At 73.5% G+C, this 25956-nt stretch carries 26 protein-coding genes; 15 read left to right on the forward strand and 11 right to left on the reverse strand.

The genetic code is table 11. From position 1 onward, the window contains the following. Positions 1 to 131: 131 nt before the first annotated feature. From HL189_RS12515 to HL189_RS12540, 6 genes are all read left to right on the forward strand, one after another. On the forward strand, positions 132 to 1121 hold the full coding sequence (locus HL189_RS12515; protein WP_369134029.1) for an ATP-binding cassette domain-containing protein: 990 nt from the start codon (positions 132 to 134) through the stop codon (positions 1119 to 1121). Further along, complete coding sequence (locus HL189_RS12520) at positions 1118 to 1954, forward strand: ABC transporter permease (protein WP_369134030.1); 837 nt, start codon at positions 1118 to 1120, stop codon at positions 1952 to 1954. Before HL189_RS12515 ends, HL189_RS12520 begins: the two co-directional genes overlap by 4 nt. Before the next feature lie 95 nt (positions 1955 to 2049). Next, positions 2050 to 3246 (forward strand): CaiB/BaiF CoA transferase family protein, encoded by a 1197-nt coding sequence (locus tag HL189_RS12525; protein WP_369134031.1) that lies wholly within the window; start codon positions 2050 to 2052, stop codon positions 3244 to 3246. Positions 3247 to 3302: 56 nt separating this feature from the next. After that, positions 3303 to 5285, forward strand: coding sequence for an aconitate hydratase (locus HL189_RS12530; protein WP_369134032.1), 1983 nt, complete (start codon positions 3303 to 3305; stop codon positions 5283 to 5285). A gap of 13 nt (positions 5286 to 5298) precedes the next feature. Beyond that, positions 5299 to 6207 (forward strand): hydroxymethylglutaryl-CoA lyase, encoded by a 909-nt coding sequence (locus HL189_RS12535; protein ID WP_369134033.1) that lies wholly within the window; start codon positions 5299 to 5301, stop codon positions 6205 to 6207. A gap of 110 nt (positions 6208 to 6317) precedes the next feature. Beyond that, entirely contained in the window at positions 6318 to 7718 is a 1401-nt protein-coding gene (locus HL189_RS12540) for an SLC13 family permease (RefSeq protein WP_369134034.1), read from the forward strand. A 29-nt stretch (positions 7719 to 7747) separates the two neighbouring features. Here the strand turns inward: HL189_RS12540 and HL189_RS12545 are convergent, their stop codons facing one another. After that, positions 7748 to 8596, reverse strand: a complete 849-nt coding sequence (locus tag HL189_RS12545) for an Asp/Glu racemase (protein ID WP_369134035.1) — start codon at positions 8594 to 8596, stop codon at positions 7748 to 7750. A gap of 227 nt (positions 8597 to 8823) precedes the next feature. On the opposite strand from HL189_RS12545, the gene HL189_RS12550 reads away from it, so the two are divergent. From HL189_RS12550 to HL189_RS12570, 5 genes are all read left to right on the forward strand, one after another. Next, the gene (locus HL189_RS12550) at positions 8824 to 9324 is read left to right on the forward strand and encodes a hypothetical protein (RefSeq protein WP_369134036.1); all 501 of its coding nucleotides are present in this window, start codon (positions 8824 to 8826) and stop codon (positions 9322 to 9324) included. A gap of 70 nt (positions 9325 to 9394) precedes the next feature. Further along, entirely contained in the window at positions 9395 to 10963 is a 1569-nt protein-coding gene (locus HL189_RS12555) for a phospholipase D-like domain-containing protein (RefSeq protein WP_369134037.1), read from the forward strand. Positions 10964 to 11073: 110 nt separating this feature from the next. Further along, positions 11074 to 12156: a tripartite tricarboxylate transporter substrate-binding protein gene (locus tag HL189_RS12560; protein WP_369134038.1), complete on the forward strand. Its 1083-nt coding sequence runs from the start codon at positions 11074 to 11076 to the stop codon at positions 12154 to 12156. A 70-nt stretch (positions 12157 to 12226) separates the two neighbouring features. Then, complete coding sequence (locus HL189_RS12565; protein ID WP_369134039.1) at positions 12227 to 12685, forward strand: tripartite tricarboxylate transporter TctB family protein; 459 nt, start codon at positions 12227 to 12229, stop codon at positions 12683 to 12685. Between the two features lie 7 nt (positions 12686 to 12692). Beyond that, the gene (locus HL189_RS12570; protein ID WP_369134040.1) at positions 12693 to 14195 is read left to right on the forward strand and encodes a tripartite tricarboxylate transporter permease; all 1503 of its coding nucleotides are present in this window, start codon (positions 12693 to 12695) and stop codon (positions 14193 to 14195) included. A gap of 19 nt (positions 14196 to 14214) precedes the next feature. Here HL189_RS12570 and HL189_RS12575 read toward each other — a convergent pair whose 3' ends face one another. The 4 genes from HL189_RS12575 to HL189_RS12590 form a co-directional block, all read right to left on the reverse strand. Further along, positions 14215 to 14826, reverse strand: coding sequence for a hypothetical protein (locus HL189_RS12575; RefSeq protein WP_369134041.1), 612 nt, complete (start codon positions 14824 to 14826; stop codon positions 14215 to 14217). Positions 14827 to 14946: 120 nt separating this feature from the next. Next, complete coding sequence (locus tag HL189_RS12580; RefSeq protein ID WP_369134042.1) at positions 14947 to 15477, reverse strand: DUF6653 family protein; 531 nt, start codon at positions 15475 to 15477, stop codon at positions 14947 to 14949. Between the two features lie 114 nt (positions 15478 to 15591). After that, a complete protein-coding gene (locus tag HL189_RS12585) occupies positions 15592 to 16212 on the reverse strand; it encodes a response regulator (protein WP_369134043.1) in 621 nt (206 codons plus the stop codon). Further along, positions 16209 to 17378, reverse strand: coding sequence for a sensor histidine kinase (locus tag HL189_RS12590; RefSeq protein ID WP_369134044.1), 1170 nt, complete (start codon positions 17376 to 17378; stop codon positions 16209 to 16211). Before HL189_RS12590 ends, HL189_RS12585 begins: the two co-directional genes overlap by 4 nt. 141 nt (positions 17379 to 17519) lie before the next feature. Here HL189_RS12590 and HL189_RS12595 point away from each other — a divergent pair, with 141 nt between their 5' ends. Continuing rightward, a complete protein-coding gene (locus HL189_RS12595) occupies positions 17520 to 18221 on the forward strand; it encodes a VTT domain-containing protein (protein WP_369134045.1) in 702 nt (233 codons plus the stop codon). 110 nt (positions 18222 to 18331) lie between these two features. Here HL189_RS12595 and HL189_RS12600 read toward each other — a convergent pair whose 3' ends face one another. The 6 genes from HL189_RS12600 to HL189_RS12625 all read right to left on the reverse strand — a co-directional run bounded on the left by HL189_RS12600 (position 18332) and on the right by HL189_RS12625 (position 24551). Next, complete coding sequence (locus HL189_RS12600) at positions 18332 to 18898, reverse strand: dihydrofolate reductase family protein (protein WP_369134046.1); 567 nt, start codon at positions 18896 to 18898, stop codon at positions 18332 to 18334. 129 nt (positions 18899 to 19027) lie between these two features. Continuing rightward, positions 19028 to 19897: an alpha/beta fold hydrolase gene (locus HL189_RS12605; RefSeq protein WP_369134047.1), complete on the reverse strand. Its 870-nt coding sequence runs from the start codon at positions 19895 to 19897 to the stop codon at positions 19028 to 19030. Between the two features lie 96 nt (positions 19898 to 19993). After that, positions 19994 to 20638: a trimeric intracellular cation channel family protein gene (locus HL189_RS12610; RefSeq protein WP_369134048.1), complete on the reverse strand. Its 645-nt coding sequence runs from the start codon at positions 20636 to 20638 to the stop codon at positions 19994 to 19996. Positions 20639 to 20724: 86 nt separating this feature from the next. After that, entirely contained in the window at positions 20725 to 22086 is a 1362-nt protein-coding gene (locus tag HL189_RS12615) for a glucose-6-phosphate dehydrogenase (protein WP_369134049.1), read from the reverse strand. Beyond that, complete coding sequence (locus tag HL189_RS12620; protein WP_369134050.1) at positions 22083 to 23927, reverse strand: glycoside hydrolase family 15 protein; 1845 nt, start codon at positions 23925 to 23927, stop codon at positions 22083 to 22085. Before HL189_RS12620 ends, HL189_RS12615 begins: the two co-directional genes overlap by 4 nt. A 141-nt stretch (positions 23928 to 24068) precedes the next feature. Beyond that, positions 24069 to 24551 (reverse strand): MarR family winged helix-turn-helix transcriptional regulator, encoded by a 483-nt coding sequence (locus HL189_RS12625; protein ID WP_369134051.1) that lies wholly within the window; start codon positions 24549 to 24551, stop codon positions 24069 to 24071. A 69-nt stretch (positions 24552 to 24620) separates the two neighbouring features. Here HL189_RS12625 and HL189_RS12630 point away from each other — a divergent pair, with 69 nt between their 5' ends. The 3 genes from HL189_RS12630 (at position 24621) to HL189_RS12640 (ending at position 25882) form a co-directional block, all read left to right on the forward strand. Further along, on the forward strand, positions 24621 to 25094 hold the full coding sequence (locus HL189_RS12630) for a general stress protein (protein WP_369134052.1): 474 nt from the start codon (positions 24621 to 24623) through the stop codon (positions 25092 to 25094). Positions 25095 to 25262: 168 nt separating this feature from the next. Further along, a complete protein-coding gene (locus tag HL189_RS12635) occupies positions 25263 to 25469 on the forward strand; it encodes a DUF2191 domain-containing protein (protein WP_369134053.1) in 207 nt (68 codons plus the stop codon). Then, entirely contained in the window at positions 25466 to 25882 is a 417-nt protein-coding gene (locus HL189_RS12640) for a PIN domain-containing protein (RefSeq protein ID WP_369134054.1), read from the forward strand. The genes HL189_RS12635 and HL189_RS12640 overlap by 4 nt, the downstream gene beginning before the upstream one ends. The last annotated feature ends 74 nt before the right edge of the window (positions 25883 to 25956 follow it).

Raw genomic sequence — 25956 nt, forward strand, 5'->3', positions numbered from 1 at the left:
AGGTCAGGGGCACGCGCCGACTCGAGGGTCCACCCTGGCCGGCGGAAAGTCGCTGGCGTGCGATGACTCCACGGTCGAGAGTCGGTCAGACCCTCCAGAGATGCCCGTGCGACCCCGAGGTGAGGAAGTCGATGACCACACACACCCCGCTCGCGATCGATGCGAGCGGGCTCGGCAAGTCCTTCGGGGAGACGCGTGCCGTCGCCGGGGTGGACCTCGCCGTACCGGTGGGCGCGATCTACGGCGTGCTGGGGCCCAACGGGGCGGGGAAGACCACCACCATCCGGATGCTGGCCACGTTGATCCCCCCGGACGCGGGCAGCGCCCGGGTCCTGGGGCACGACATCGTGTCCGAGGCCGACACGGTCCGGGAGCTGGTCAGCCTGACCGGCCAGCTGGCCTCGGTCGACGAGGAGCTCACCGGCCGGGAGAACCTCGTGCTGCTCGGCCGCCTGCTCGGCTACTCGCGGGCCGGCGCCAGGGACCGTGCGGACGAGCTGCTCGACGCCTTCGACATCGCCGACGCCGCCGGCCGGCTGGTCAAGCACTACTCCGGCGGCATGCGCCGCCGGCTCGACATCGCGGCGAGCATCGTCGTCACGCCGCGGCTGATGTTCCTCGACGAGCCGACGACCGGGCTGGACCCCCGCTCGCGCAACCAGGTCTGGGAGATCGCCCGGGCGCTGGTCGCCGAGGGGACGACGATCCTGCTGTGCACGCAGTACCTCGAGGAGGCCGACCAGCTCGCCGACGGCATCGCCGTGATCGACCGGGGCCGGGTCATCGCCGAGGGAACGCCCCGGGACCTCAAGGCCTCGATCGGCACCGGCTCCCTGCACGTCCGCCTGCTCGACCCGGGGCGGCGCGCCGAAGCCGCCTCGATGCTGGAACGCACGGTGGGCCCGGTGGTGCTGGAACCGGACCCGGCGGCGCTGTCGGCCACCGGGGCGGACGCCGACCGGGCGGCGTGCGCCGTCGCCGAGCTCTCCCGCGCGGGCGTCCCGCTGGCGCACTTCTCCCTGCAGCAGCCCAGCCTCGACGAGGTCTTCCTCGCGCTCACCGGCCATGCCGCCGAGACGACGTCCGCGTCCTCCGAGACCCTCCAGGAGAACCTGTCATGACCGCGACGACCCGGGCGCACGACTCCGCTGACACCGCGGCGGTGCGCCGGGCCATCTCCTCCACCCCCCGGCCTGCCCGGCCCGGGCCGCTGTCGGCCGCCCTGACGTTCGGCTGGCGGGGCATGCTGAAGGTCAAGCACGTGCCCGAGCAGCTGCTCGACGTCACGGTCACGCCGGTGATGTTCCTGCTGATGTTCACGTACCTGTTCGGCGGTGCGATCGCCGGGTCCACCAGCGCCTACCTGGACTACACGCTCCCGGGGCTGCTGGTCATGTCGGTGCTGTTCACGACCGTCTACTCCGGGGTCTCGCTGAACACCGACCTGACGAAGGGGGTCGTCGACCGGTTCCGCTCGCTGCCGATCTGGCGGCCGGCGCCGCTGCTGGGCTCGCTGCTCGGCGACAGCGTCCGGTACGTGATCGCCGGCACCGTGATCATCGTCGTCGGTGTCGCGCTGGGTTTCCGGCCCGGCGGCGGCGTCCCCGGGGCGGCTGCCGCACTGGCCCTGGTCGTCGCCTTCTCGTTCGGGCTGTCGTGGGTCTTCTCGGTCCTCGGCCTGCTGCTGAGGTCCCCGAACGCGGTGATGAACGCCGGGTTCATGGCGATCTTCCCGCTGACCTTCGTGTCCAACGTCTTCGTCGACCCCGCCACGCTGCCGGGCCCGCTCGAGGCGTTCGTCGACGTCAACCCCATCTCCGTCCTGGCCACCGCGTCCCGGTCGCTCATGGCCGGTGCGCCCGACGGCGCCGCCATCGGCGTCTCCCTCGCGGTGGCGGCGGCGCTGGCCGCGGTGTTCATGCCGCTGACCACGAGGCTGTACCGCAGCCGCTGAGCCGGCCGGCCCGGCCTCGGCGTGCGCAGCCGGCCCATCCGGGGCACCATGCGGGGTCCAGGAAGGGCACCGTCTCCGTTGGGGCTGGGTGATCCGTGGCAGAGACCGCACTGGCCGGCATCCGGGTCGTGGAGCTGGGACAGGTCATCGCCGGTCCGTTCTGCGGGCAGTTGCTCGGTGACCTGGGCGCCGACGTCATCAAGGTGGAACCCCCGCGGGTGGGGGACGTGCTGCGGCAGTGGGGCCGCGTGCACGACACCGACGGGGACTCGTTGTGGTGGCGGGTCACCGGCCGGAACAAGCGCAGCGTGACCGTGGACCTGCGCCGTCCCGAGGGGCAGGACCTCGTGCGGCGGCTCGTCGGGCGGGCCGACGTCCTGCTGGAGAACTTCCGGCCGGGGACCCTCGAGCGGTGGGGGCTCGGTTGGGAGGAGCTCTCGCGCCTCAACGAGCGCCTGGTGCTCGTGCGGGTGAGCGGCTTCGGGCAGTCCGGGCCGTACGCGAAGCGGGCCGGGTACGCCGCCGTCGGCGAGGCGATGGGTGGCCTGCGGGCGCTGACCGGCTACCCCGACCGCCCGCCGACGCGCGTGGGCCTGTCGATCGGCGACTCACTGGCCGGCACCATGGCGGCGCTGGGTGCCGTCGCCGCGCTCCAGGCCCGGTCCCGGACCGGTCGGGGCCAGGTGGTCGACGCCTCCATCTTCGAGTCGGTGCTCGCGATGACCGAGGCGCTGGTGCCGGAGTGGCAGGTCGCGGAGGTGCGGCGGGAGCGGAGCGGTCCCACCCTGCCCGGCATCGCGCCCAGCAACGTCTATCCCACCGCCGACGGCCAGGTGCTGATCGCCGCGAACCAGGACTCCGTCTTCCGGCGGCTCACCACGGCGATGGGCATGCCCGAGCTCGCGGACGACCCGCGGTTCCGCGACCACCGGGCCAGGGGCGACCGGCAGGACGAGCTGGACGGGATCATCGCCGGGTGGACCCGGGCCCGGGACTCGGCGGAGGCGCTGGAGTCGCTGCACGAGGTGGGGGTGCCGGCCGGCCTGGTGTACGAGCCGGCCGACATGCTCGCAGATCCGCACTTCCAGGCCCGGGAGTCGATCGTCCACGTGGCCGACGAGGAGTACGGGGAGGTGGCCATGCCGGCGGTGGTCCCGCGGCTGAGCGCCACGCCGGGTTCGGTCCGGCGGCCGGCGCCCCGGCTGGGTGAGCACACCGACGCCGTCCTGACCGAGCTGCTGGACCTGAGCCCCCAGGAGATCGACGACCTCCGCTCCGCGGGGGTCATCTGAGCCGACGAGGGAACCCCGTGGACGACTCCCGTGCCGATGGAAGCAGGGCTGGACCCGTGCCCGACAACGTGACCCGCAAGCTCCTCCGGGACCACCTCGTGGCAGGGGAGCTGGAACCAGGGGCGACCCTGACGCTCGCCGTGGACCAGGTCCTCATCGAGGACGCGACCGGGACCATGACCGCGATGCAGTTCGAGATGCTCGGCGTCGAGGAGCTGGGGGTGCCCCTCGCGGTCCAGTACGTCGACCACAACGTCCTGCAGATCGACGACAAGAACCTGCAGGACCACAAGTACCTGGAGAGCTTCTGCCGCCGCTACGGCCTCCGGTACTCCCCGGCCGGCAACGGCATCTCGCACTACCTGCACCTCGAGCACTTCGCCCGGCCGGGCGAGCTGCTGGTCGGGGCCGACTCGCACACCACCTCCTCCGGCGCGGTGGGGATGTTCGCGGTGGGCGCGGGGGGCCTCGACGTCGCCGTGGCGATGGCCGGCTACGGCTACGACCTCGCGTGCCCCCGCGTGGTCGGCGTCGAGCTCACCGGCCGGCTGCCGGCCTGGGTCGAGGCCAAGGACGTGATCCTCGAGCTGCTCCGCCGCACGACCGTCCGGGGCGGTCTGGGCACCGTCTTCGAGTTCTTCGGCGAGGGCGTCGCCGGGCTGCCCGTCACCGACCGGGCCACGATCGCCAACATGATCGTCGAGACGGGGGCGACGACGGCGGTCTTCCCCTCCGACGAGCAGACCCGTGCCTGGCTGAGGTCCCAGGCCCGCGAGGAGGACTTCCGGCCGCTGGTCGCCGACCCCGGCGCCGGTTTCGACGACGTCGTGCGCATCGACCTCGCCGACCTCGAACCCCTGGTGGCCAGGCCGCACTCGCCCGACAACGTCGTCCCGGTGCGAGAGGTCGCCGGCACCCGGATCGTCCAGGTCTGCGTCGGCTCGTCGGTGAACAGCTCCTACCAGAACCTGGCCACCGTCGCCGAGGTGCTGCGGGGCCGGACGGTGCACCCGGACCTGCAGGTGACGGTCAACCCGGGGTCCCGGCAGATCCTCGACACCATCACGCGCTCGGGCGTCTACGGCCACCTGCTCAACGCCGGCGCCCGGGTGCTCGAACCGATCTGCGGCCCGTGCGTGGGGATCGGCTACGCCCCGACGAAGGGGGAGCCCTCGTTGCGCACCTTCAACCGGAACTTCCCCGGGCGCAGCGGCACCGCGGGGGACAGCGTGTGGCTGTGCTCCCCGTCCACGGCCGCCGCGAGCGCCCTCCACGGCGTGATCACCGACCCCCGCACCCTGGGCGAGCCACCGGAGCTGCCACCGGCGGACAACGACCCGCTGGTCGACGCCCGCTTCATCACCGCCGTCCTGCCGCCCGGGGAACGGCGGCGGGTGCAGATCTGGCGCGGTCCCAACCAGCAGCCGCCCCCGGACATCGGCCCGCTGCCCGACGACGTCGAGGGTCGGGTGGTGATCGTCCTCGGCGACGACATCTCCACCGGCGACATGGCCCCCGACGGCGCGATCGCGATGTCGATCTGGTCGGACATCACCGCCTGCGCGAGGTTCATGTTCCAGCGCAACGACCCCGACTTCCACTCCCGCGTGACGTCCTGGGGCGGCGGGATCATCGTGGCCGGCCACAACTACGGTCAGGGCTCCTCCCGGGAGCACGCCGCGCTGAACCCGCGCTTCCTCGGCGTGCGGGCCATCGTCGCGGCCGGTTTCGCCCGCATCCACCGCAGCAACCTCATCGCCCAGGGCATCGTCCCCCTGGTCGCCGAGGACGCGGCCGGCTCGGCGTCGGTGGGCGACACCTGGCGCATCCCGGGGCTGCGCGCCGCCGTCGGCAGCGGTGCCGACGAGGTGTCCGTGGACGTCGAAGGGCAGGGCGGGCTCGCCGTGCGGCTGCAGCTGGCACCGGCCGAGCGGGAGCTCCTGCTGGCCGGCGGCCTGCTCGCGCACACGCGGGCGGGCCGCCGCCCACTCGTCCCGGACGCCCGCCGCACGCCCGCGCCGTTCGCTCCAGGCTCCTGATCGGGGGGCGGTCATGGACAACCGGATCGAGATCGTCGAGGGCAGCCCGCGCGACGGGCTGCAGAACGAGCGCGAGGTGGTGAGCACCGCCGCCAAGGTGCGCCTCGTCGAGGACCTCGTGGCCGCCGGCGTCCGCCGCATGGAGGTCACCAGCTTCGTCCACCCCGAGCGGGTGCCGCAGATGGCCGACGCGGAGCAGGTGATGGCGGCCGTGCCGCGGCGGGACGACCTCAGCTGCATCGGGCTCGTTCTCAACCTCCGTGGCGCGGTCCGCGCGACGGCGGCGGGGGTCGACGAGATCAACTACGTGGTGCCCGCGACCGACACGTTCGGCCAGCGCAACCAGGGCGTCACCACCCGGCAGGCGCTGGACGCGCTGGGACCGATCGGGACGGTGGCCCGGGAGCACGGCGCGAGACTCAGCGTGACCGTCGCGGTCGGCTTCGGCTGCCCGTACGAGGGCGAGGTGTCCACGGCCCGGCTGTCCGAGGTCGCCGGCGAGGTCGTGGCGGCCGGCGTCGACGAGCTGGCGCTGGCCGACACGCTCGGCTCCGCCGTCCCCCGGGAGGTCACCGAGCGGGTCCGGGCCGTCCAGCACCTGGCCACCCCGCTGCGCCTGCACCTGCACGAGACCCGCCACACCGGCCTCGCCAACGCCCTGGCGGCGATCGAGGCCGGGGTGACCGTGCTCGACGCCAGTGCCGCAGGTCTCGGCGGATGCCCCTTCGCTCCCGGCGCGGCCGGGAACGTCGCCACCGAGGACCTCGCGTGGATGCTGGCGCGCAGCGGTTACGACACCGGACTGGACGTCCCCGGGGTCGTCGCGGCCGGACGCCGCGTGTGTGCCTCCATCGGTCTCGAGCCTCGGTCCGGGGTGGCCCGGGCCGTCGCCTCCCCCGAGGCAGCCATCCCGGTCCACTGACCCAGCACCACCAGCACCACCAGCACCACAGGCACCACAGGCACCACCAGCACCGCGGACCCGGGTCCCCCGACCCGGGCCCACCGCTCCCGGCCCAGCGGAGGATGACCATGTCACCGGAAGTCGTGTCGCTGCTCGTCCTGCTGGTCATCCTGGTCATCGCCACGGTGCTGCCCATCAACATGGGCGCGCTGGGCTTCGGGGCGGCCTTCCTCCTCGGCACGCTGGTGCTCGGCATGAGCGTCGACGAGATCCTGGCGGGCTTCCCGGCCGGCCTGTTCCTCACCCTCGCGGGCATCACCTACCTGTTCGCGATCGCGCAGATCAACGGGACGGTCGACCTGCTGATCCGCGGCGCGATCCGGCTGGTCGGCGGCCGGATCGCGGCCATCCCGTGGATCATGTTCGCCGTCACGGCGCTGCTCGTCGGGATCGGTGCCCTGTTCGCGGTGGCCATCGTCGCGCCGATCGCCCTGCGGTTCGCCTTCCGGTACAAGATCAACGCCTTGATGATGGGCATGATGGTGGTGCACGGGGCGCTGGGCGGCGCGTTCACCCCGATCAGCGTGTACGGGAGCTTCGTCAACGGGCTCGTGAGCGACAGCGGGCTGGAGAGCAGCCCGATCATGCTGACCGTGGCCCCGCTGGCCTTCAACGCCGCCATCGGCGCCCTCATCTTCTTCTTGCTGGGGGGACGGCAGCTCCTCGCCGCCCGGACGCACCACCACGACGAGGCGGTGGAGCGCGAGGCGGTGGAGCGCGAGGCGGTGGAGGCCAGCGCCGTCACCGGTGGGGGGCCGGGCAGCGCGGGGACCGCGCCGGCCCGGGGGCACGGTGTCCAGGCGGCGGCCTCGCCGGAGGACCCGGCGCCGGAGGCGCGCACCCCGGCCGGGGAGACGGATGCGCCCCAGCGGATCCGGGTCGAGCAGGTCGCCACCATCGTCGGCCTGCTGGTGTTCGCCGTCCTGACCGTGGTGTGGGCCCTGGACGTGGGCTTCACGTCGATCCTGATCGGGGTGCTCCTGGCGCTGATCCACCCCAAGGCCACGAAGGGGGCGGTCGACAAGATCGCCTGGTCGACGGTGCTGCTCATCGCCGGTGTGCTGACCTACGTCGGCGTGCTGGAGGCGGCCGGGACGATCGACTACATCAGCAACGCCATCGCCGGGCTCGGGGCCCCGCTGCTGGCGGCGCTGCTCATCTGCTACCTCGGCGGCATCGCCTCCGCGTTCGCGTCGTCCGTGGCGATCCTGGGCGTGATGATCCCGCTGGCGATCCCGTTCCTGCAGCAAGGGGGGATCGGCGCCGTCGGGTTCATCGTCGCGCTGGCCATCGCCACGACGGTGGTGGACGTCAGCCCGTTCTCCACGAACGGAGCGCTGGTCCTGGCCAACGCCCAGGACATCGACCGCGACCGCTTCTACCGGCAGATGCTGGCCTACGCCGGCATCGTCGTGGTGCTCGGCCCGCTGCTGGCCTGGGCGGTCTTCGTGCTCCCCGGCTGGCTGTGAGGCCCGGCTGCCTGTGAGGCCGGGACCCCCTACTGGGCGGCGGCGGGGTAGGGCTCGGGGAGCGGTGTCGACGCCGGGCCCTCGTCGCTGGTCGGTTCGGGCGTCGGCCGCGGCGCCGGCGCCATCCGCACCTCCCCGCTGAGCAGCCGGCCCGCGCCCGGCACGCGGGGCTCGAGCCCGAGCTCGGTGAGGATGGTGAACACCGTCGCGGTCGCCGCCGACAGGACCGGCAGGCCGGCGGCGTCCTCGACCGGCTGCACCGCGGCCAGCGACGGCATCTGCACGCAGGCCGACAGCACCAGCACGTCGGCGTCGCCCACGTCGACGCGGCGCCAGTGCTCGCGCAGGTCGGCCGGGTCCAGCCGGGCGACCGCGAGGTTGTCCGAGACCTCGAGGCTCAGCGCGTCGCAGACCTCGACCCCCGCGTCCTCGATGTACTCCGCGACGAGCCGGGTGAGCGGCTTCATGTAGGGGGTCACCATCGCGATGCGCTTCGCCCCCATCGCGTCCAGCGCGCGGAGCAGGGCACCGGCGCTGGAGATGACGGGGATGTCCAGACCCTCGCCCTGCAGGACCCCGGCGATCTGCCCCTCGGCGTGGCAGTGGTAGCCCGGGCCCTGCGCCATGATCGCGACGAGGCAGGCGGAGGCGACGACGTCGGGGCGCGCATCGGCCAGCTCCAGGGAGGCGCGCTCGGTCTGCGCGTTCATCCGCGCGAGCTCCTCGGGGGTGACGTGCTTCATCCGCATGCGGCTGGAGTGGAACGTGAACCGGTCCTCGGGCAGGACCTGCTCACGATCGCGGAGCATCCGCGGCAGTTCGGTCTCCATGGTCAGGTTCGAGCTCGGCACGATCATGCCGATGCGGTGGTCGCGCACGGGTACCTCCGAGGTGTCGGCGACCTGGGTCGGGTGCCGGTCGGTGCCGGAGGTCTACCCACCGGCCGCCGCGGCACCCACGACACTCCGGCACCCCCCGCCCGGCGGGGAATGTGGTGGACCGCCGCCGCGTCCCGGTGGTCTGCTGGCACGGCAGCACCCGATCGGCCCCGTCACCGGTGCCCTGGACGAGGGTCCCGGACCGAACCCTCGCCTCAGGAGTCGTCATGTCCGAGCCCGCCCTCGCGCCGGGTCCGCGCCGCGGGTGGCGGCACCTCAACCTCGCCTGCCTCACCGCCCTGACGGCCTACTCGGCGGCGGTGGGCTGGCAGGCGCAGGTCGTCTCCTACCCGCTCTACCGGGCCGTCGGGGACGAGGAGTTCGCTGCGTACCACCAGCAGTACAACAAGGCGATACCGCTGGTGGTGATCGTCCCGGGCTTCGCGTCCTTCCTGGCCGGCGGCGCCTTCTACTGGACCCGGCCGGCCGAGGTGCCCCGCTCCGCGGCGCTGGTCGTCAGCGCGGCCGGCGGGGCCTCCCTCGTGGCCACGGTGCTCTGGGCCATCCCGATGCACGACCGGCTGGACCGGGTCGGCCGGTCCCCGGGCACCATCGACAGCCTGCTCCGGGCGAACCTGCTGCGCACGGTCGCGCTGACCGGCAGCACCCTCACCCTGATCTGGTCGACGTGGCGGAGCTGGGGGAGGACCGGAGCCGGCCGTTCGTGACGTCCCCGATCGGCGGCCCGAGGAGTGGCGCGTTGGTTCCTCCCGCGGCGACGGGCACACTGCCGATGTGATGGACGGCGGCGCAGCGACGACGGAGCCCGACCCCGATCGCGGTGTCGCGCTGCGCGAGGCCGGCGACGACGGCCGGCCGGAGCAGGGCGCGCCGCTGCTGATCCCCGGCGAGACCTGCTGGCGGATCGAGCGGGCCACCCGCCTGGCGATCTTCGTCGACGCGGCCGGCTACTTCGCCACCCTCAAGCGTGCCGTGCTGCGCGCCGAGCGGCGGGTGCTGTTCATCGGCTGGGACTTCGACCCCCGCATCCGGCTCGACCCGCTCGGTGGCGGCCGGCCGAGGGACGACCGGCTGGGCGCCGTCCTGGAGAAGGCGGTGGAGGAGAACCCGCAGCTGGAGATCGGCGTCCTGCAGTGGGACCTGGGCATGGTCAGGGCGCTCGGCCGGGGCCTGAAGCCGATCGTGCTGCTCGACCGGCGCACCCCCGACCGGCTCACGTTCGCCGTCGACACCCACCACCCGGTCGGCGGTGCGCACCACCAGAAGATCGTGGTCATCGACGACTGCCTGGCCTTCACCGGTGGCATCGACATCACCGCGGACCGCTGGGACACCTCCGAGCACGCCGACGGCAACCCGCACCGACGCCGGCCGGCGGCCGGACGGGCCCCGGGCCGGCTGACCGGGCCGTGGCACGACGCGACGAGCATCATGACGGGGCCCGCCGCCCGTGCGGTCGCCGAGCTCGCGCGCGAGCGGTGGGAGAGCGGCACCGGGGAACGGCTCGAACCGATCGCCGAGGAGCGGGACTGCTGGCCCGAGGAGGTCGAGCCCCTGCTCACCGACGTCGACGTGGCGATCTCCCGCACCCGCCCCGAGCACGGCGGCACGCCGCTCGTGCACGAGATCGAGCTCCTGTGGCTGGCCGTGATCGCCGCGGCCCGCCGCTCGATCTACGTGGAGAGCCAGTACTTCGCCAGCCGCCGGATCGCCGAGGCGATCGCCGAGCGGCTGCGCGAGCCCGACGGCCCCGACGTCGTCGTGCTCAACCCGTGGACGGCCGACGGCTGGCTCTCGGAGAAGGCGATGGGGACCGCGCGCGCCCGGGTGCTGGAGATCGTCCGCGAGGCCGACGTCCACGACCGGTTCCGCCTCTACACGCCGGTCACGGAGCAGCGGGACCACATCTACGTGCACGCCAAGGTGACCGTGGTCGACGACCGCCTGCTGCGCCTGGGGTCCAGCAACGTGAACAACCGCTCGATGGGCCTGGACACCGAGTGCGACCTGGCGATCGAGGCGGTCGACGGGCGGCCGGGGGCGGACCGGCTGGCCGCGACCATCGTCGGCGTCCGGGACCGCCTGCTCGCCGAGCACCTGGGGTGCACGCCGGACGACGTCGCCGCCGCGATCGCCGACAGCGGCTCCCTCGTGCAGGGCATCGAGCGGCTGCGCCGGCCGACCGGCCGGTCGCTGGTGCCGTTCGAGCCGCCCGAGCTCAACCCGGCCGACCGGGCGCTGGCGGAGTCCGAGGTGATGGACCCGGAGAAGACGCCGAACCGGTGGCGCCGGGTCGAGCGGTTCTTCGCCCGCCGCCGGCGGCCGCGGCACCGGGTGCGCACCTGACCCGCCGGGGCCAGCACCGGCCGGGACGTGCGTCGATGCCCCTGTGGCGAAGATCACATCCCTGCTAGCCTCGCCGGTCCGAGCCGGCTCGCGCTTCCGGGAGGTCCCTCATGCGACAGGACCAGGTGGACGACGCCAGGACGCGCCCGTCCTCCCCAGCCGGCCGCCTCGGTCGGTCTCGACTGGCGACCGGTCTGGCCGCTGCCACGGTCGCCCTCGCCGGGTGCGGGGGCGGCGGCGGTGGTGAGGGCGGTGCCGGTGGTGACGGCGGAGCAGGGGCCGCCGAGGGTTACCCGGACGGCGACATCACCTTCGTCGTCCCGTTCTCGGCCGGCGGGCCCACGGACACGGTGACCCGGCTCATCGCGGAGCCGATGGCCGAGGAGCTCGGCGGGAGCATCGTCGTCCAGAACGTCGAGGGTGCCGGCGGCACGGTCGCAGCCGGTGAGGTCGCCGCGGCCAACCCGGACGGCTACACGGTGCTGATGCACCACATCGGCATGTCGACCGCGCCGTCGCTGTACCCGGACCTCGCGTACGACCCGTTGGTGGACTTCGAGACGGTGGGGCTGGTCACCGAGGTCCCCATGACGATCGTCGCGCGGAGCGACCTCGAGCCCCAGACCATGGACGAGCTGGTGGCGTACCTGAAGGAGAACGCGGACACCGTCACCCTCGCCAACGCCGGCATCGGCGCGGCCTCGCACCTGTGCGGGCTGCTCCTCCAGGAGGCCATCGGCCAGGAGCTGACGGAGGTGCCCTACGAGGGCACCGGCCCGGCCCTGACCGATCTCGTCGCCGGCCAGGTGGACGTGATGTGCGACCAGACCACCAACACCACCGGGCAGATCCAGGGCGGTGAGATCAAGGCCTACGCCGTCACCACTCCGGAGCGGGTGGAGAGTCTCCCCGATCTGCCGACCACGGAGGAGGCAGGTCTGCCGGAGCTCCAGGTCAGTGTGTGGCACGGCCTCTACGTCCCGGCGGAGACCCCCGACGACATCGTCCAGCGGCTCTCCGACGCCCTCAAGGTCGCGCTCGCCGACCAGGGCGTGATCGACCAGTTGGCCGATCTGGGCAGCGCACCCTCCTCCGAGGCGGAGGCGACGCCGGAGGCGCACACCGAACGGCTCACCGAGCAGATCGAGCTCTGGCGGCCGATCATCGAGCAGGCAGGTGTCTCGGCGGACTGATCACGGACGACGATGGGCGGCGCCGGCCGCTCCGCCGTCCCCTCTCCTCTCGATCCGTGAGGACCTGACTGTGGACTGGCGCGGGGCACGCAAGGACCTGCTCGCGGGTGCGACCTTCGTCGGCTTCGGGCTGGCCTTCGCCATCACGGCGAGCACCTACGAGGTCGGTACCGCGCTGCGCATGGGTCCCGGCTACCTCCCTCTCGTGCTGGGGGCCCTGCTGGTCCTCCTCGGGATCCTCATCGCCGTCACGGGGTTCGTCGCCGGCGAGGGGGGTGGGATCGGCCCGGTCCCGTGGAAGGCGGCGGGACTCCTGGTCGTCGCCCTGGTCTTCTTCGGTTCCACGGTGCGGGGGCTGGGCCTGGTCCCGTCACTGCTGGTGACGGTCTTCCTGTCGGCGATGGCGGGCCGCCGCGCGCGCGTGGTCCCCGCCGTCGTGACATCCGCGTCGCTCACGGCCCTCAGCGTGCTGATCTTCGTGATCGCCCTCCAGTTGCGGCTGCCGTACTTCGGCCCGTGGCTCGGGTAGCGCGCCGATGGGAGTGCTGGAGGGTCTCGGGCTGGGCCTCGAGACGGCGCTGACGCCCGCGAACCTGCTCTTCTGCCTGATCGGCGTCGCCCTGGGCACCGCCGTGGGCGTCCTGCCCGGCATCGGGCCGACCGCGACGATCGCCATGCTGCTGCCGATCACCTTCGGCCTCGAGCCGGTCACCTCGCTGATCATGCTGGCCGGCATCTACTACGGGGCTCAGTACGGTGGGTCGACCACTGCCGTCCTCATCAACCTGCCCGGCGAGTCCTCGGCGGCCGTGACGGCGATCGACGGTCACGAGATGGCCAAACGGGGTCGTGCCGGACCGGCTCTCGCCACCGCCGCGCTGGGCTCGTTCTTCGCCGGCACGGTGGGGACGATCGCCCTGGCCCTGTTCGCCGCGCCGATCTCGCGGGCGGCGCTCGAGTTCGGCCCGGCGGAGTACTTCTCGCTGGTGGTCCTGGGGCTGATCGCCTCCATCGCGCTGGCGAGCGGCTCGACCCTCAAGGCGCTGGCGATGATCGTCCTCGGGCTGCTGCTCGGGACCGTGGGCCAGGACATCTACTCCGGCACGCCGCGGTTCACCTTCGGCCAGCGCGAGCTCTACGGCGGCCTGAACTTCGTGTCCCTGGCCGTCGGCATGTTCGGCGTCGCCGAGATCCTCCGCAACCTGGAGGGGGAGACGAAGCGGACCGTCACGGTCGCGAAGGTCAGGAACCTGTGGCTCACCAAGGAAGACGTCCGGAGGATCACCGCCCCCGTGCTGCGCGGCACGGGACTGGGCACGGTGCTGGGTGTGCTGCCGGGCGCGGGTCACGTGCTCGCGTCGTTCGTGTCCTACTCGGTGGAGAAGCGCGTCTCGAAGCACCCGCAGGAATTCGGCCGGGGCGCGATCGAAGGTGTGGCCGGGCCGGAGTCGGCGAACAACGCCGCCGCGCAGACCTCCTTCGTCCCGCTGCTCACGCTGGGACTGCCGGCCAACTCGATCATGGCCCTGCTCGTGGGCGCCTTCATCATCCAGGGGATCACACCGGGCCCGAACGTCATCACGGACGAACCGGCGCTGGTCTGGGGCCTCATCGTGTCGATGTGGATAGGCAACCTCTTCCTGGTCCTGCTCAACCTCCCCCTCATCGGGCTGTGGGTGAGGATGCTGTCCATCCCGTACGGGGTGCTCTTCCCCGCGATCATCGCCTTCGCCTCGATCGGCTGCTACTCGCTGGGACTGAACGCCTACCACGTCTACGCGGTCGCGTTCTTCGGCATCCTGGGCTACTTCCTGATCAAGCTGGGCTGCGAGCCGGCGCCCTTGCTCCTGGGATTCGTCCTCGGCCCGCTGCTGGAGGAGTACCTCCGCCGTGCCCTGATCATCTCCCGCGGCGACCCGACGGTCTTCCTCACCCGACCGATCTCCCTGGTCCTCCTCGTCCTGGCGGCCGCCGCGTTCGTCCTGGCCGTGCTGCCGGCGGTCCGTCGCAAGCGCGAGGACGTGTTCGAGGACGAGTGAGAGGACCGGGGTGTGCTGGTCAGACGGTCTCGGGTACCCGCAGATGGGCGAGGACGAGGTCGAACTCGGCGACTTCGAGGAGGTCCATGTCCATCCGCGCGGCGAACTCCTCGCGCAGGGTCGTGAACTGGTCACGGGTGTGCGCCATCGCCTCGTGGCTCTCGAACACGACCGTCGAGACGCACCGCCCGTCCGTGCGGTCCACCAGGAGACTGTTGCTGCAGAAGCCCGGCGTCTCCTCCCACCAGGGCATCAGGCTGTCCCGATAGGCCTCGATCACCCGGTCCACGTTCGCGGGATCGGTCCGGGTCCACGTCACCCGGGCACATCCACCGTCGTGGTGCGCCCGGTGCAGGACGGCGATCTCCCACTCCCGGACCTCGGGCGTGACACCGAACATCACGGCCGCGCGTTCCCGCGACCCGGCAACCCGCTCCGCGCTGGCGCGCATCGCCGCCGCGGTCTCCCAGGCGCTCGTGGCGATGCATCGACCGTCGCGGTCGATCAGCAGCGACAGACCGACGCAGCCGTCCAGCCGGGTGACCGTCGGCATGACGTCGTCGCGGATGAAGGCGGTGAGGTCGTCGACGACCTCGGGGCGGCCCCGCATGGTGGTGGATCGGGCGTACATGTCACCGCTCCTCCCTGGTGACGGCGACACCCCTGCGGCATCGCCGCGCGGCCCACTCTGCTCTTCCCGGGACGCCCGGACAACGGCCGCGGTGATCCGCCCACGGGCGGCACCAGCCGATCACCGCTGCGGCGGGTCCGCTCGCCGGGATGCCGGGGTTCCGCCGGTCGCGCCGGCCGGTGCGACGTCGTCGTAGAGGACGGCCATGCGGTCGATGAACCAGACCTTCCCGGCCATCTGGACCGCCAGGCCGAACAGGACCATCCACCCGTTGCGCACGACCAGGCCCCTCGCGATGAACGGCACGCCCAGTGCACTGACGGCGCCGAGCACGTTCGGTGCGACCCGGTGACGCGCAGGGACGGGGACCTCGTCCCGTTTCGCCCAGTAGGTCTCGCCCAGCACCCCCTTGGACGCCCAGGAGTCCAGCGAGCGCGGTGGCGGGAAGGCTCGGGGGTTGATCGCGGTCCACGCGCACACCAGTCCGACCGGGACCAGGCACCCCCACCCGAACCGCGTCCGACTCCAGATCGCCGCGGCCAGCAAGGGCGGGATCGGGATGCGTGTGTAGACGCTCCACGGGTTCGCATGGCGCGCCCAGGCGTCCCCCTCGAGCCCGAATGCCCTGGCCATCCTGGCGTCCATCGTCATGTCGATGCCTCCTCGCCCGCCCGGCGTCCCGTTCCTGGCACCGAGGGTCCCGACCCCGGGCGGGAGAGCACAACACCCCGCTTCGCCGGCCGGCGGAGGTGCTGATCTGCTCCGTCAGGGCGGTGCCCGGAGCCATCCGTTCTCGCGGGCGATCCGGTGGGCCTCGGCCCGGGACCCGGCCCCCAGCTTGGCGGTGATCGCCGCGAGGTGGTTGCGGACCGTGCCCGGCGACAGGAACACCGTGCGGGCGATCTCGCGGACCGGCCGGTCCTCACCGGCGACGGTCAGCACCTCGCTCTCCCGTGGCGTCAGCGGCGAGGGAGGGGCGGTGAGCGCGTCGGCGGCCAGGACCGGGTCCACGTAGCGCTGACCCGCGTGCACCCGGCGGACGACGTCGGCCAGTGCCGTGCCGGGGGCGCCCTTGGCCAGGAAGCCGCGCGCCCCGGACGCGAGGGCCTGGCGCAGCACGTGCGGCCGACCGTGGCCGGTGAGGATCACGCCCGCACACGCGGGGAGCGCCCGGCCCAGCTCGGTGACGACGCCGATGCCGTCCACCACCGGCATCCGCAGGTCGACGACCGCGACGTCGGGGCGGTGGGCCAGCGCGCGGTCGATGGCCTGGCGGCCGTCGGCCGCGGTCGCCACCACCTCGATGTCGGACTCGCGCTCCAGCAGCCCGACCAGCGCCTCGCGGATCAGCTCCTCGTCCTCGGCGAGCAGCACCCGGATCGTCACGGGAGCCCGGGGCGCCCGGGCGCCAGCTCCACCCGCACCTCGAACCGACCGTCGTCGGCCGGCCCGGACGCCAGCCGAGCGCCCGCGGCAGCGCAGCGCGCGGCCAGGGAGGCGAGCCCGGTCCCGGAGGAGGGCGCGCCGGCCGCGATGCCGGACCGCGTGCCTCCCGCGCCGTCGTTCACGATCACCAGTGTGCGGCGCGGCCCCGTTCCGGGGAACGCGATCGCGACCGTGCGCGCGTCGCTGTGCCGCAGGATGTTGGTGACCGCCTCGCGGACCACGGCGGCCAGCAGCCGGGAATCGGCCGCGGGCAGCTGAGCGGTGTCGACGTCGACGCTGGTCCCGATCCCGGCGGAGCGGAGGACCAGCTCGGCGGCCGCGATCTGCGTCGGCAGGTCGGCAACGGTCTCGCCGTGGACCGCGCGCCGGGCCTCGGCGAGCGTGGCTGCCGCGAGCAGCCGGATCTCGTCGCTCTCCGCGGCGGAGCGGGCGGGGTCGGTCGCGGCGAGCGCCGACGCCAGCTCGGCCTTGAGCGCGATGATCCCGAGCCGGGAGCCGAGCACGTCGTGCAGCTCGCGGCTCACCCGCAGGCGCTCCTCGGCGATCACGAGGTCTGCCACCGCGTCCCGGCCGGCCTCCGCCGCCCACAACAGGTCCAGCAGCCACACGAGCACGAGGCCGGTGAGCCACACGACCAGACCGGAACCGATCGCCGTCCCCAGGCTCGCCGCCGCATCACCGGCGAAGACGACGGCGCCGACGACCGCCGTTGCGCCGAGGCCGACGGCCACGACGACGCCTGCCCGCGGAACGGCGAGAGCACTCGCACCGATGACGAACCCCGCCACCCACCCCCACGGCTCGGAGCCGGCCTCGGCCCACGCGAACGACGGCGGCCACAGCGCGAGGGCCACGACCACCAGCAGGCCGATCAACCGGATGCGGACGTGCCGCGGCTGCCCGGGGCTGACCGCGGCGCGGAGGACCAGCGCCAGCGCCCCGGCGAAGAGCGCCAGCCCGAGCCCGTACACCGCCGTCGTGAGCGCCGACGGCGGCCGGGTGAGCCGCAGCGGGACCACGAGCGCCCACGCGTAGCTGAGGAGCAGCGTGCCGAGCACCACCAGCCGGGGGCTGATCGGGGAGCGGCGGGGACGGTCTGGGCTCATCGGGTCCGCTGCTCCGGGCGAGGGCGTCCGCATACGGGACATCGTCGGCTCCGCCGCGGTCGACCGGGGCGTGCACGGTGCACGGCCGACCCGTGACGATCGCGGGTGCCCGTCGACCGGTCGAACGCGCACCGTCGGGGCATGAGCGCCGCACCGACCACTTCCCCCGCCTCTCTTCGGTGGCGTCGGTTGACTCCCTGGCAGGGGCCGGCCACCCGGGTGGACCTGGCGCTGATGGGCGCGATCCTGGCGGTGGTGGCGCTCGGGCTCGCGTTGCGGCCGCTCAAGCCGTTCCTGCTCGCCTCGCACCCGGTGGCCCTGGAGTTCCTCACCGGCGACCTGACGGCGATCGGCGCCGCCGCGGCGTTCGCCCGGATCGGCGAGGCCCCGCTCTGGCTGGTCGTCGTCGCGGGGGCGGCCGGCATGGTGAAGCTGGACTGGCTGACGTGGTGGACCGGACGGCGGTGGGGCGGGGGCATCGTCAGGATGTTCACCACCAGCGAGCCGGCCCTGCGCTTCGCCGCCCGGGCCAGGGAGCTCGACCCCTGGACCGTGCGGACCGCGGTCGTCCTCGCCGTCCTGCCCGGCGTCCCCACCGCGGTGGTCTACGCCGTGGCCGGCTGGGCGGGGATGCGCCTGGCCACCTTCCTCCTCCTCGACCTCGCGGGTGCCCTGCTGATGACCGGCCTCGTCGCGGGGCTCGGCTACGGGCTCGGTCAGCGGGCGGTGGACGTCGTGCTGCTGGTCGACGAGCACGCGTCCGTGGTGAGCCTGACGGTGATCGCCCTGGCCGCGGTCCTCCCGCTGGTCAAGCGGCGGATCCGGCGGAGGGCCCGGGCGTGAGCCGGCCCCGGTCGGGGGTCGTGGGCGCTCCCGCGCCGGCCGGCGGCGCCCGATGCGCCCCAGGCCGAGCACGATGCCGCTGGCGAGGCGGAGCAGTCCCGCACGGGCCGTCAGCTCCGGTCGTAGGTGACGACGCGGACGCCGTTGTCGTAGTCGACCTGTCCCCGCGATCGGAAGCTGCGGGGCCGCGGGTCCGCGCCGGCGAAGAGCGGCAGGCCGCTGCCGAGGACGACCGGGCTGATCTTCAGCACCAGCCGGTCGATCTCGTCGCACAGCTGCCCGGCGAGGTGCGCGCCGCCGCACAGCCACAGGTCCCCGCCGTCGGCGTCCGCCTTCAGCCGGCGGACGTGCGCCGCGGCGTTCCCGGAGACGACCTCCACCTCCTCGGGGACGGCCAGGTCGCGGCCGGAGAACACCACCTGCCGCAGGTGGGGGTAGGGGCTGGGGACGGCGCCCGGCACCTGGTAGGTCCTGGCGCCCATGAGGACGGTGCCGAAGACCCGGTTCGGGGCGTCGATGCCGAGGGCTTCCCGCACCGGGGCCGGGAACGTCTCGGGGTAGTCCGCGGCCAGTCCGGCGAGGTGGTCGCCACTCACCAGCAGCGGGGTGAAGTCGCCGTCCGGCGCGGCGATGAAGCCGTCCAGCGACGTGGCCACGAGGTAGACGAGGCTGCTCACGGGTTCCTCCTCCCAGGGTGCAGCGTGCCAGCCGTGGCGCCAGCAGCGCGTCCAGGCGGCTCGGCCGCGCGGATGCCGCTCGGCCGTCGCCCGGCCGTCGCCCGGGCGTGCCGACCGCGGACCGGGTGGTCACTGCGCGGCGTCGACGCGTCCCGTGTGGTCCAGGACGGCCGCGGCCAGCGGCTGCAGCACGGGGAGCGGCAGGGCGTGTCCCATCCCCGGCACCGTCACGAGGACGGCGGTGGGGATCGCCGCTGCGATGCGGGCGGCCGCCGGGGGTGGGTTGATCGGGTCGTTGGGCGCCTCGAGCACCAGGGTCGGCACCGTCACCTGGGCGAGCTCGGCACCGCGGGCCAGCCCGCTCTGGTCGGCCCGCGCGTGCGCCGCCGGGTTGTCGTGCCGGCCGGCGTGCTCGACGATCCGCTCCTCTCCCCGGCGGAACTCCTCGGCGTCGAAGGCGATGTCCACGCCGTTCAGCAACCGCCAGTGCTCCACCCGCCAGCCGAGCTCCTCGTCGCGGGTCCGCGGGTCCGCGAGGTGCTGCCACAGCTCGAGCAGCCGGGGGTCGGTGTCGGTGAACGCGGCGGGGGCCGCACCGTCCGCCCCGGCGCCCTCGAGCACCGAGGTCGCGAAGACGGTGGCGGACAGCAACCTGTCCGGGTGGTCGAGCAGCATCAGCTGGACGAGCGTGCCGCCCATCGACATGCCCACCACGTGTGCGCGTGCGATGCCGAGCGTGTCCAGGATCCGCACCGCATCGTCGGCCAGGTCCCGCAGCGCGTACGGCTGAGCGTCGAAGGCCCACGTCGACCGGCCGGTGTCGCGGTGGTCGTAGCGGACGACGCGGTGCCGCTCGCCGAGCGCGCGCACGAGGTCGTCGGGCCACGTGAGGCCGGAGGCGTTCGCGCCCATGACGAGCAGCAGCGGAGACCCGTCGGCGGGTCCGGTCTCCTCGACCCACAGCCGGACCCCGGGGGCGACGTCGACGAACCGTTCCACCCCTGCATGCAAGCACCTCACGCCCGCGGAGCGCGACGCCGTTTCCAGCGCGTACCCGGCGCCCACCTCGGGCCGCCCCCGGCGGTCCGGGAGCGGTCAGCGGTCCTCCGGCCCCGGCTCCAGCGGCTGTGGGGGCAACGGTGCGTCCAGGTCGAAGTGGACGCCGATCATGCGGATCAGGAAGCACAGCGCCGCCGCTCCGACCGCGGGCACCGGCCCGTCGACGTCGAGCGACGTCATCACGACGGTCGCGGTGGCGCCCAGCAGAGCGGGGATGGCGTAGAGCCCGCTGCTCAACACCGAGGGGACCTGCCGGATCAGGACGTCGCGGATCGTGCCGCCCCCCACGCCGGTGATCGCGCCGAGGATCACCGCCTGTGCCGGCCCGAGGCCCAGCTGGAGGGCCTTGCCGGCCCCGGTGACGGCGAACAGGCTCAGCCCCGCGGCGTCCAGCACGGTGATCGGCGTGTTCAGCCGGTGCAGGTGGCGGCCGGAGACGAAGGCGATCAGTCCGCCGCCGGCCGCCACGGCCAGGTAGCGCCAGTCGTTGAACGTGGCCGGCGGCAGGTCGAGCAGGACGTCGCGGAGGATCCCGCCCCCGAGCGCGGTGATCATGCCCAGCGTCACCACGCCGACGATGTCCAGCCTGGTGTGGCGCAGCGCGGTCAGCGCGCCGTTGAGGGCGAAGGCGAACGTCCCGAGGAGGTCCAGCCCGAGCAGGACGGGTGCCCCGGTGGTCATCCAGCGGTTCTACCAGGCGTGTCGGTCCCTCGACGCCTCGTCCGCCGGTGGGCGGCCGACCTCGCGCAGTCCCGCCAGCTGGCACCTCACCCGGCGGCGGCCGGGCCCGCGGAGCCGGCGGGGTAGTCCTGCAGCGGCACCTCGTCGGCGACCCAGGCGCTCAGGATCGGCTCGACGATCCGCCAGCTCTCCTCGGCCTCGTCGTCGCTGATGGAGAGCGTGGTGTCCCCGGCCAGCAGCTCACGGAGCAGGATCCCGTACGCGGGCAGCTCCGGGGGCGGCAGCTGCGTCTCGAGGACGTGCCGTTCGAGGTCGAACGGGTCGCCGGCACCGTTGAGGTTGAGCTCCAGGGCGATGCTGTCGGGCTCGAGGTGCATCCGCAGCACGCCGGGTTCCGGCTGCCGGTCACCGAACGGCAGGTGCGGGACCGGCCTGAAGTGGACGGCGATCTCCCGGCGGTCGGTGCCCAGCGCCTTGCCGGTGCGCAGCCGGAACGGCACGCCGGCCCAGCGCCAGTTGTCGATGGTGACGGTGAACTCCGCATAGGTCTCGGTGCCCCGGGACGGGTCGACCCCCTCCTCCTCCACGTAGCTCGGCAGCCGCCGTCCGTCGACGGTGCCGCCGGTGTAGCGGCCGCGCACCGTGTCCCGAGCCATGTCCGAGGGCGGGCGGACGGCGCGCAGCACGTCGGCCTTGTGCGCGGGCAGCGTGGTGTCGTCGATCGCGTGCGGCGGCTCCATGGCCACCAGCGCGAGCAGCTGCAGCAGGTGGTTCTGCAGCATGTCGCGCAGCGCGCCGGCGGTGTCGTAGTAGCCGGCTCGACCCTCGAGGCCCAGCGTCTCGTCGAAGACGATCTCCACCCGCTCGACGTGGGTGGCGTTCCAGACCGGCTCGATGAGCCGGTTCGCGAAGCGCAACCCGAGGATGTTCAGCGCGGTCTGCATCGCGAGGAAGTGGTCGATCCGGAAGACCGCCCGCTCGGGGACGAGGCGGTGGAGCACCTCGTTGAGGGCGCGGGCGTCGGCCCCGTCCCGGCCGAAGGGCTTCTCGACCACGATCTGCGCGCCCTCGGGCAGCCCCACGTCGACCAGGGCCTCCAGCGTCGGGAGGAAGATCGTGTTCGGCAGCGCCAGGTAGACCACCGGCACCCCGGTGACCCGGTCCAGCGCGGCCCGCAGCTGCTCCGCCGAGGTGACGTCGCCCTGCACGTGCTGCAGGCCGGCGGCCAGTCGCTCGCGAACCTGCTCGTCGACGTCCGCGGCGTGGGTGGCCAGCTGGTCCCGCGCCCAGTCGCGGTAGGCGACGTCGTCCCACTCCTGCTGGCTCACCGCCAGCACCTCGGCCGTCGCACCCGGCCCGCCGGTGGCCAGCAGGTGCGCCAGGGAGGGCAGCAGCAACCGGCCGGTGAGGTCGCCGGAACCGCCGAGCACGGCCAGGGAGCGCCTCATCGCCGGGCCTGCTCGGCCCGGGCCAGGGCCCAGCCGCTGGAGACGACCCCCACGTGGCTGAACGCCTGCGGGAAGTTGCCGAGGAAGGCGCCGCTGCCCGGGTCGATCTCCTCGGCCAGCAGCCCCAGGTCGGACGCCCGCCCGCACAGCGACTCGTACAGCGCGTGCGCCTCGTCCAGCCGGCCCTGACCGGTGAGGTTGTCCACCAGCCAGAAGCTGCACAGCAGGAAGGCGCCCTCCTGCCCCGGCAGACCGTCGGGGGACGCGGTGTGCAGGTACCGGTAGAGCAGGCCGTCGCCGGCGTCCAGCTCGCGGCGCACCGCCTCGGCGGTCGCCACCATGCGCGGGTCGTCGGCGGCGATGACCCGGCGCAGCGGCAGGGCCAGCAACGATCCGTCCAGGCCGCCGCGCCCCGTGCCGTCCGCGGAGGCCAGGTGCTCGGTGAACGTCCCCCGCTCGGGGTCCCAGGCCCGATCGAGCAGGGTGGCCTGGATGTGGTCGGCGGCGGCCCGCCAGCGGTCCCGCGGTGCGGGCAGGTCGCACAGGTCGGCGGTGCGCAGCGCCCGGTCGACGGCGACGTGGCACAGGGCGACCGAGTAGGTGAAGGGCCGGCCGGTGGCCCGGATCTCCCAGATCCCGCTGTCGGCGGTGTCCCAGCGCTCCAGCGCCTGCTCGGTGAGCGACCGCAGCACCCGCCACAGGTGCTCGTCGACGCCCCCGCCCGAGCGGACGTACTGGTAGGCCACGTCGAGCAGCTCCCCGTAGACGTCGTGCTGGTGCTGACCGGCGGCGCCGTTGCCCCAGCGGACCGGGCCCGAGCCGCGGTAGCCGGCCAGGGAGAGGTCCTCCCACTCGATGTCGGGCTGGTCGCCGTTCAGGGCGTACATGATGCTGACCCGCCGGTCGCGTTCGGCGTTGGTCAGCGTCCAGGCCAGGAACGAGTCGGACTCGCTGGTCATGCCGATGCGCCGCAGCGCGTAGGTGGAGAAGGCGGCGTCGCGCACCCAGGTGTAGCGGTAGTCCCAGTTGCGCACACCGCCGATGACCTCGGGCAGCGAGGAGGTGGCGGCGGCCATGATCGCCCCGCTGGGCGCGTGGTCCAGCAGCTTGAGGGTCAGCGCGGAGCGGCGCACCAGGTCCCGCTGCGGGCCCTCGTAGGAGAGCCGCTGCGCCCAGCGGTGCCAGGCCTGCACCGTCTGGTCCACCAGCTGGTCGGGGTCGGTGCGGTAGAGGATCCGCGTGTTGCCCGACCAGTCCAGGACGGCGGTCAGCCGTTCCCCGGCGTGCAGCCGCACCCGGCCGGTGAGCGAGCCGTCCCGGGCCGGGGTGAGCGGGTGCGAGCACCACAGCACCAGGTGCAGGTCACGGTGGGCGCCCGACAGCATCCGCCACGCTCCGCCCTCTTGGGTGACCTGGACGGGGTCGAAGGGGGCGAGCCGCACCTCCAGCTCGACGCTGCCGCTGACCACGTGCGCCAGGCGCAGCAGCTCCCCGCGTCCGGAGGGCACCGACTCACCCAGGTCGGCTCCCGCGCGGAGCGTCAGGCAGTCGGTCAGCTGGAGCACTCCGTCGGTGCCGCGGAGCTCGGTCACCAGCACCCCGGTGTCCTCCAGGTAGCGCTGCCCGGCCTCGCGCAGGCCGACCGGCGCGATGCTGAAGGCGCCGCCGCGGACGGGGTCCAGCAGTCCGGCGAGGAACGGTCGGCTGTCGAACTCGGGCAGGCACAGCCACGGGATCGAGCCGTCGCGGGCCACGAGCGCACAGGTGGTGCCGTCGCCGATCAGCCCGTGGTCCTCGATGGGCAGGTGGCCGTCGATCCGGTCCAGCGAGCGGGGCGGCATGGCACCACGGTCCTCGGGTGGAGAGGCTGGTCGGACCGTGCTTGCCCGACCAGCGGCCGCTCGAACCCCGGCCGGTTGCCCGACCTGCGACGGGGCGGACCGGCAGGCGCGCCGGCGAGGCCGACCGGGGGCCGGGCCGTCTCAGCGAGGAGCCGGACCCGGCCCGAGCCGGGCGGCGAACCGCGACAGGAGCCCGGCGAAGGCCTCCCGGTCGGCCGGTGCCCAGTCGGCCAGCAGGTCGGCGAGCACCCGGGCGCCCTGCCGGCGCACCTCGTCGTGCAGCCGACGCCCGGCGGCACTGCTGCTCACCAGGACGGCCCGGGCGTCCCGGGGGTCGGGGTCGCGGTCGACGAGACCCCGGCCGGTCAGCCGGCGCAGCTGGGCGGTCATCGTCGACCTGTCGACGCCCTGCCATGTCGCGATGTCGCTCGCCCGGACCGGGCCGTGGCGCACGATGCCGTCCAGCAGCCACAGGTCGGTGGGGGAGAGGCCGGCGGCCGCGGGCCCGGCCAGCTGACGCACCACCGAGGCCCGCGACGCCCAGCGCACGACCGCCGTGAGCGCCGCCTCCAGTTCGGCGTGCGCCGGGGTGATCTCCGCCGGTTCGCCCTCGTCGGGAATCATCTCTCCACCTCCTCCGTTAGTTAGAGTAGTCCAACCAAATGGGTGTGGACGAGAGAGGAGAACGACAGGATGAGCACCGCCTCGAGCACCAACACCATCACCGCGCGCCTCGTGACGCTGGCCCGGTTCGACAGCTACGCCGGCGCCCAGCACCTGGTCGACCAGCTGTCGGACGCCAAGTTCCCCGTCGAGCACAGCCGCATCGTCGGGAGCGGCATCCGCAGCGTGGAGGACGTGACCGGTCGACTCACCAAGGGGCGGGCCGCTCTGCACGGCGCCGGTTCCGGTGCGTGGCTCGGCCTGTTCATCGCCCTCCTCTTCGCGATCTTCACCATCGGGCCGGTCTGGTGGAGCGTGCTGCTGACCACCGTGGTCATCGGTGCGCTGTTCGGCGCGATCGCCGGCTTCATCGGGCACTGGGTCGGCGGCGGCCGCCGGGACTTCGCCAGCGTCCGTTCGCTCCAGGCCGACGAGTACGAGGTCCAGGTGGACGCCGGCCTCTACGACGAGGCGCTGCGTGTGGTCGGCCGGACCACCGACTGACCCGGTTCGTGGCAACGGCGTCGACGGTTGCGGGCCGGGTGCCCGCGGCGTCGGCGTCGCGGGAGTGGCGACCCGGGTCGGCGGGCTGATCGGACGCCGGACCCCTTCGGCCCGCATCGGCTATACTTCTTGCTGTCCGCGTATATACTCAGCTGGAGGAGGCGCCCGGTGACGAAGCGGTTGATCGACCTCGACGACGAGTTGCTGGCTCGCGCTCAGCGCGAGCTGAACACGAGCGGCATCTCGGACACGGTCCGCGCCGCGTTGCAGCAGGCCGCGAGCGCGGCCGCCCGGGCCCGGCAGGTCAGCTGGCTCCGCGACGGTGGCCTCGAGGAGATGGCGGAACCCGCCCAGCGAGCTGACGTGTGGCGGTGATCGCCCGCTTCCTCGTCGACACCAGCGCCGCAGCCCGGATGCGGCTGCCGGTCGTCGCCGACCGGCTGGAGCCACTCATCACCGGTGGCCTCGTGGCCAGCTGCGCCACCCTCGATGCGGAGGCCCTCTACAGCGCCCGCGGCGCGGAGGAGTACGAGAAGGTGCGAGCCGACCGCCGGGCCGCCTACGAGTACCTGCCGACGGACGACGAGCACTGGCAACGCGCGCTGGACGCGCAGCGCGTCCTGGCGCGCACCGGGCGACACCGGGCGGTGGGCATCGCGGACCTGCTGACGGCGGTGCTGGCAGCCGAACACGGGATGACGGTCCTGCACTACGACGCGGACTTCGAGATCGCTGCCGAGGTGCTGGCCTTCACCCACCGGTGGGTCCTGCCACGGGGAAGCGTGTAGCGGCCGCTCAGGAGCCGCCGGCCGGATCGCGCCGGAGCGGATCGACCGGTAGGACGGGGCGTGGGACGCCGTGG

Source organism: Modestobacter sp. I12A-02662, from assembly GCF_041028325.1.
GTDB lineage: Bacteria > Actinomycetota > Actinomycetes > Mycobacteriales > Geodermatophilaceae > Modestobacter.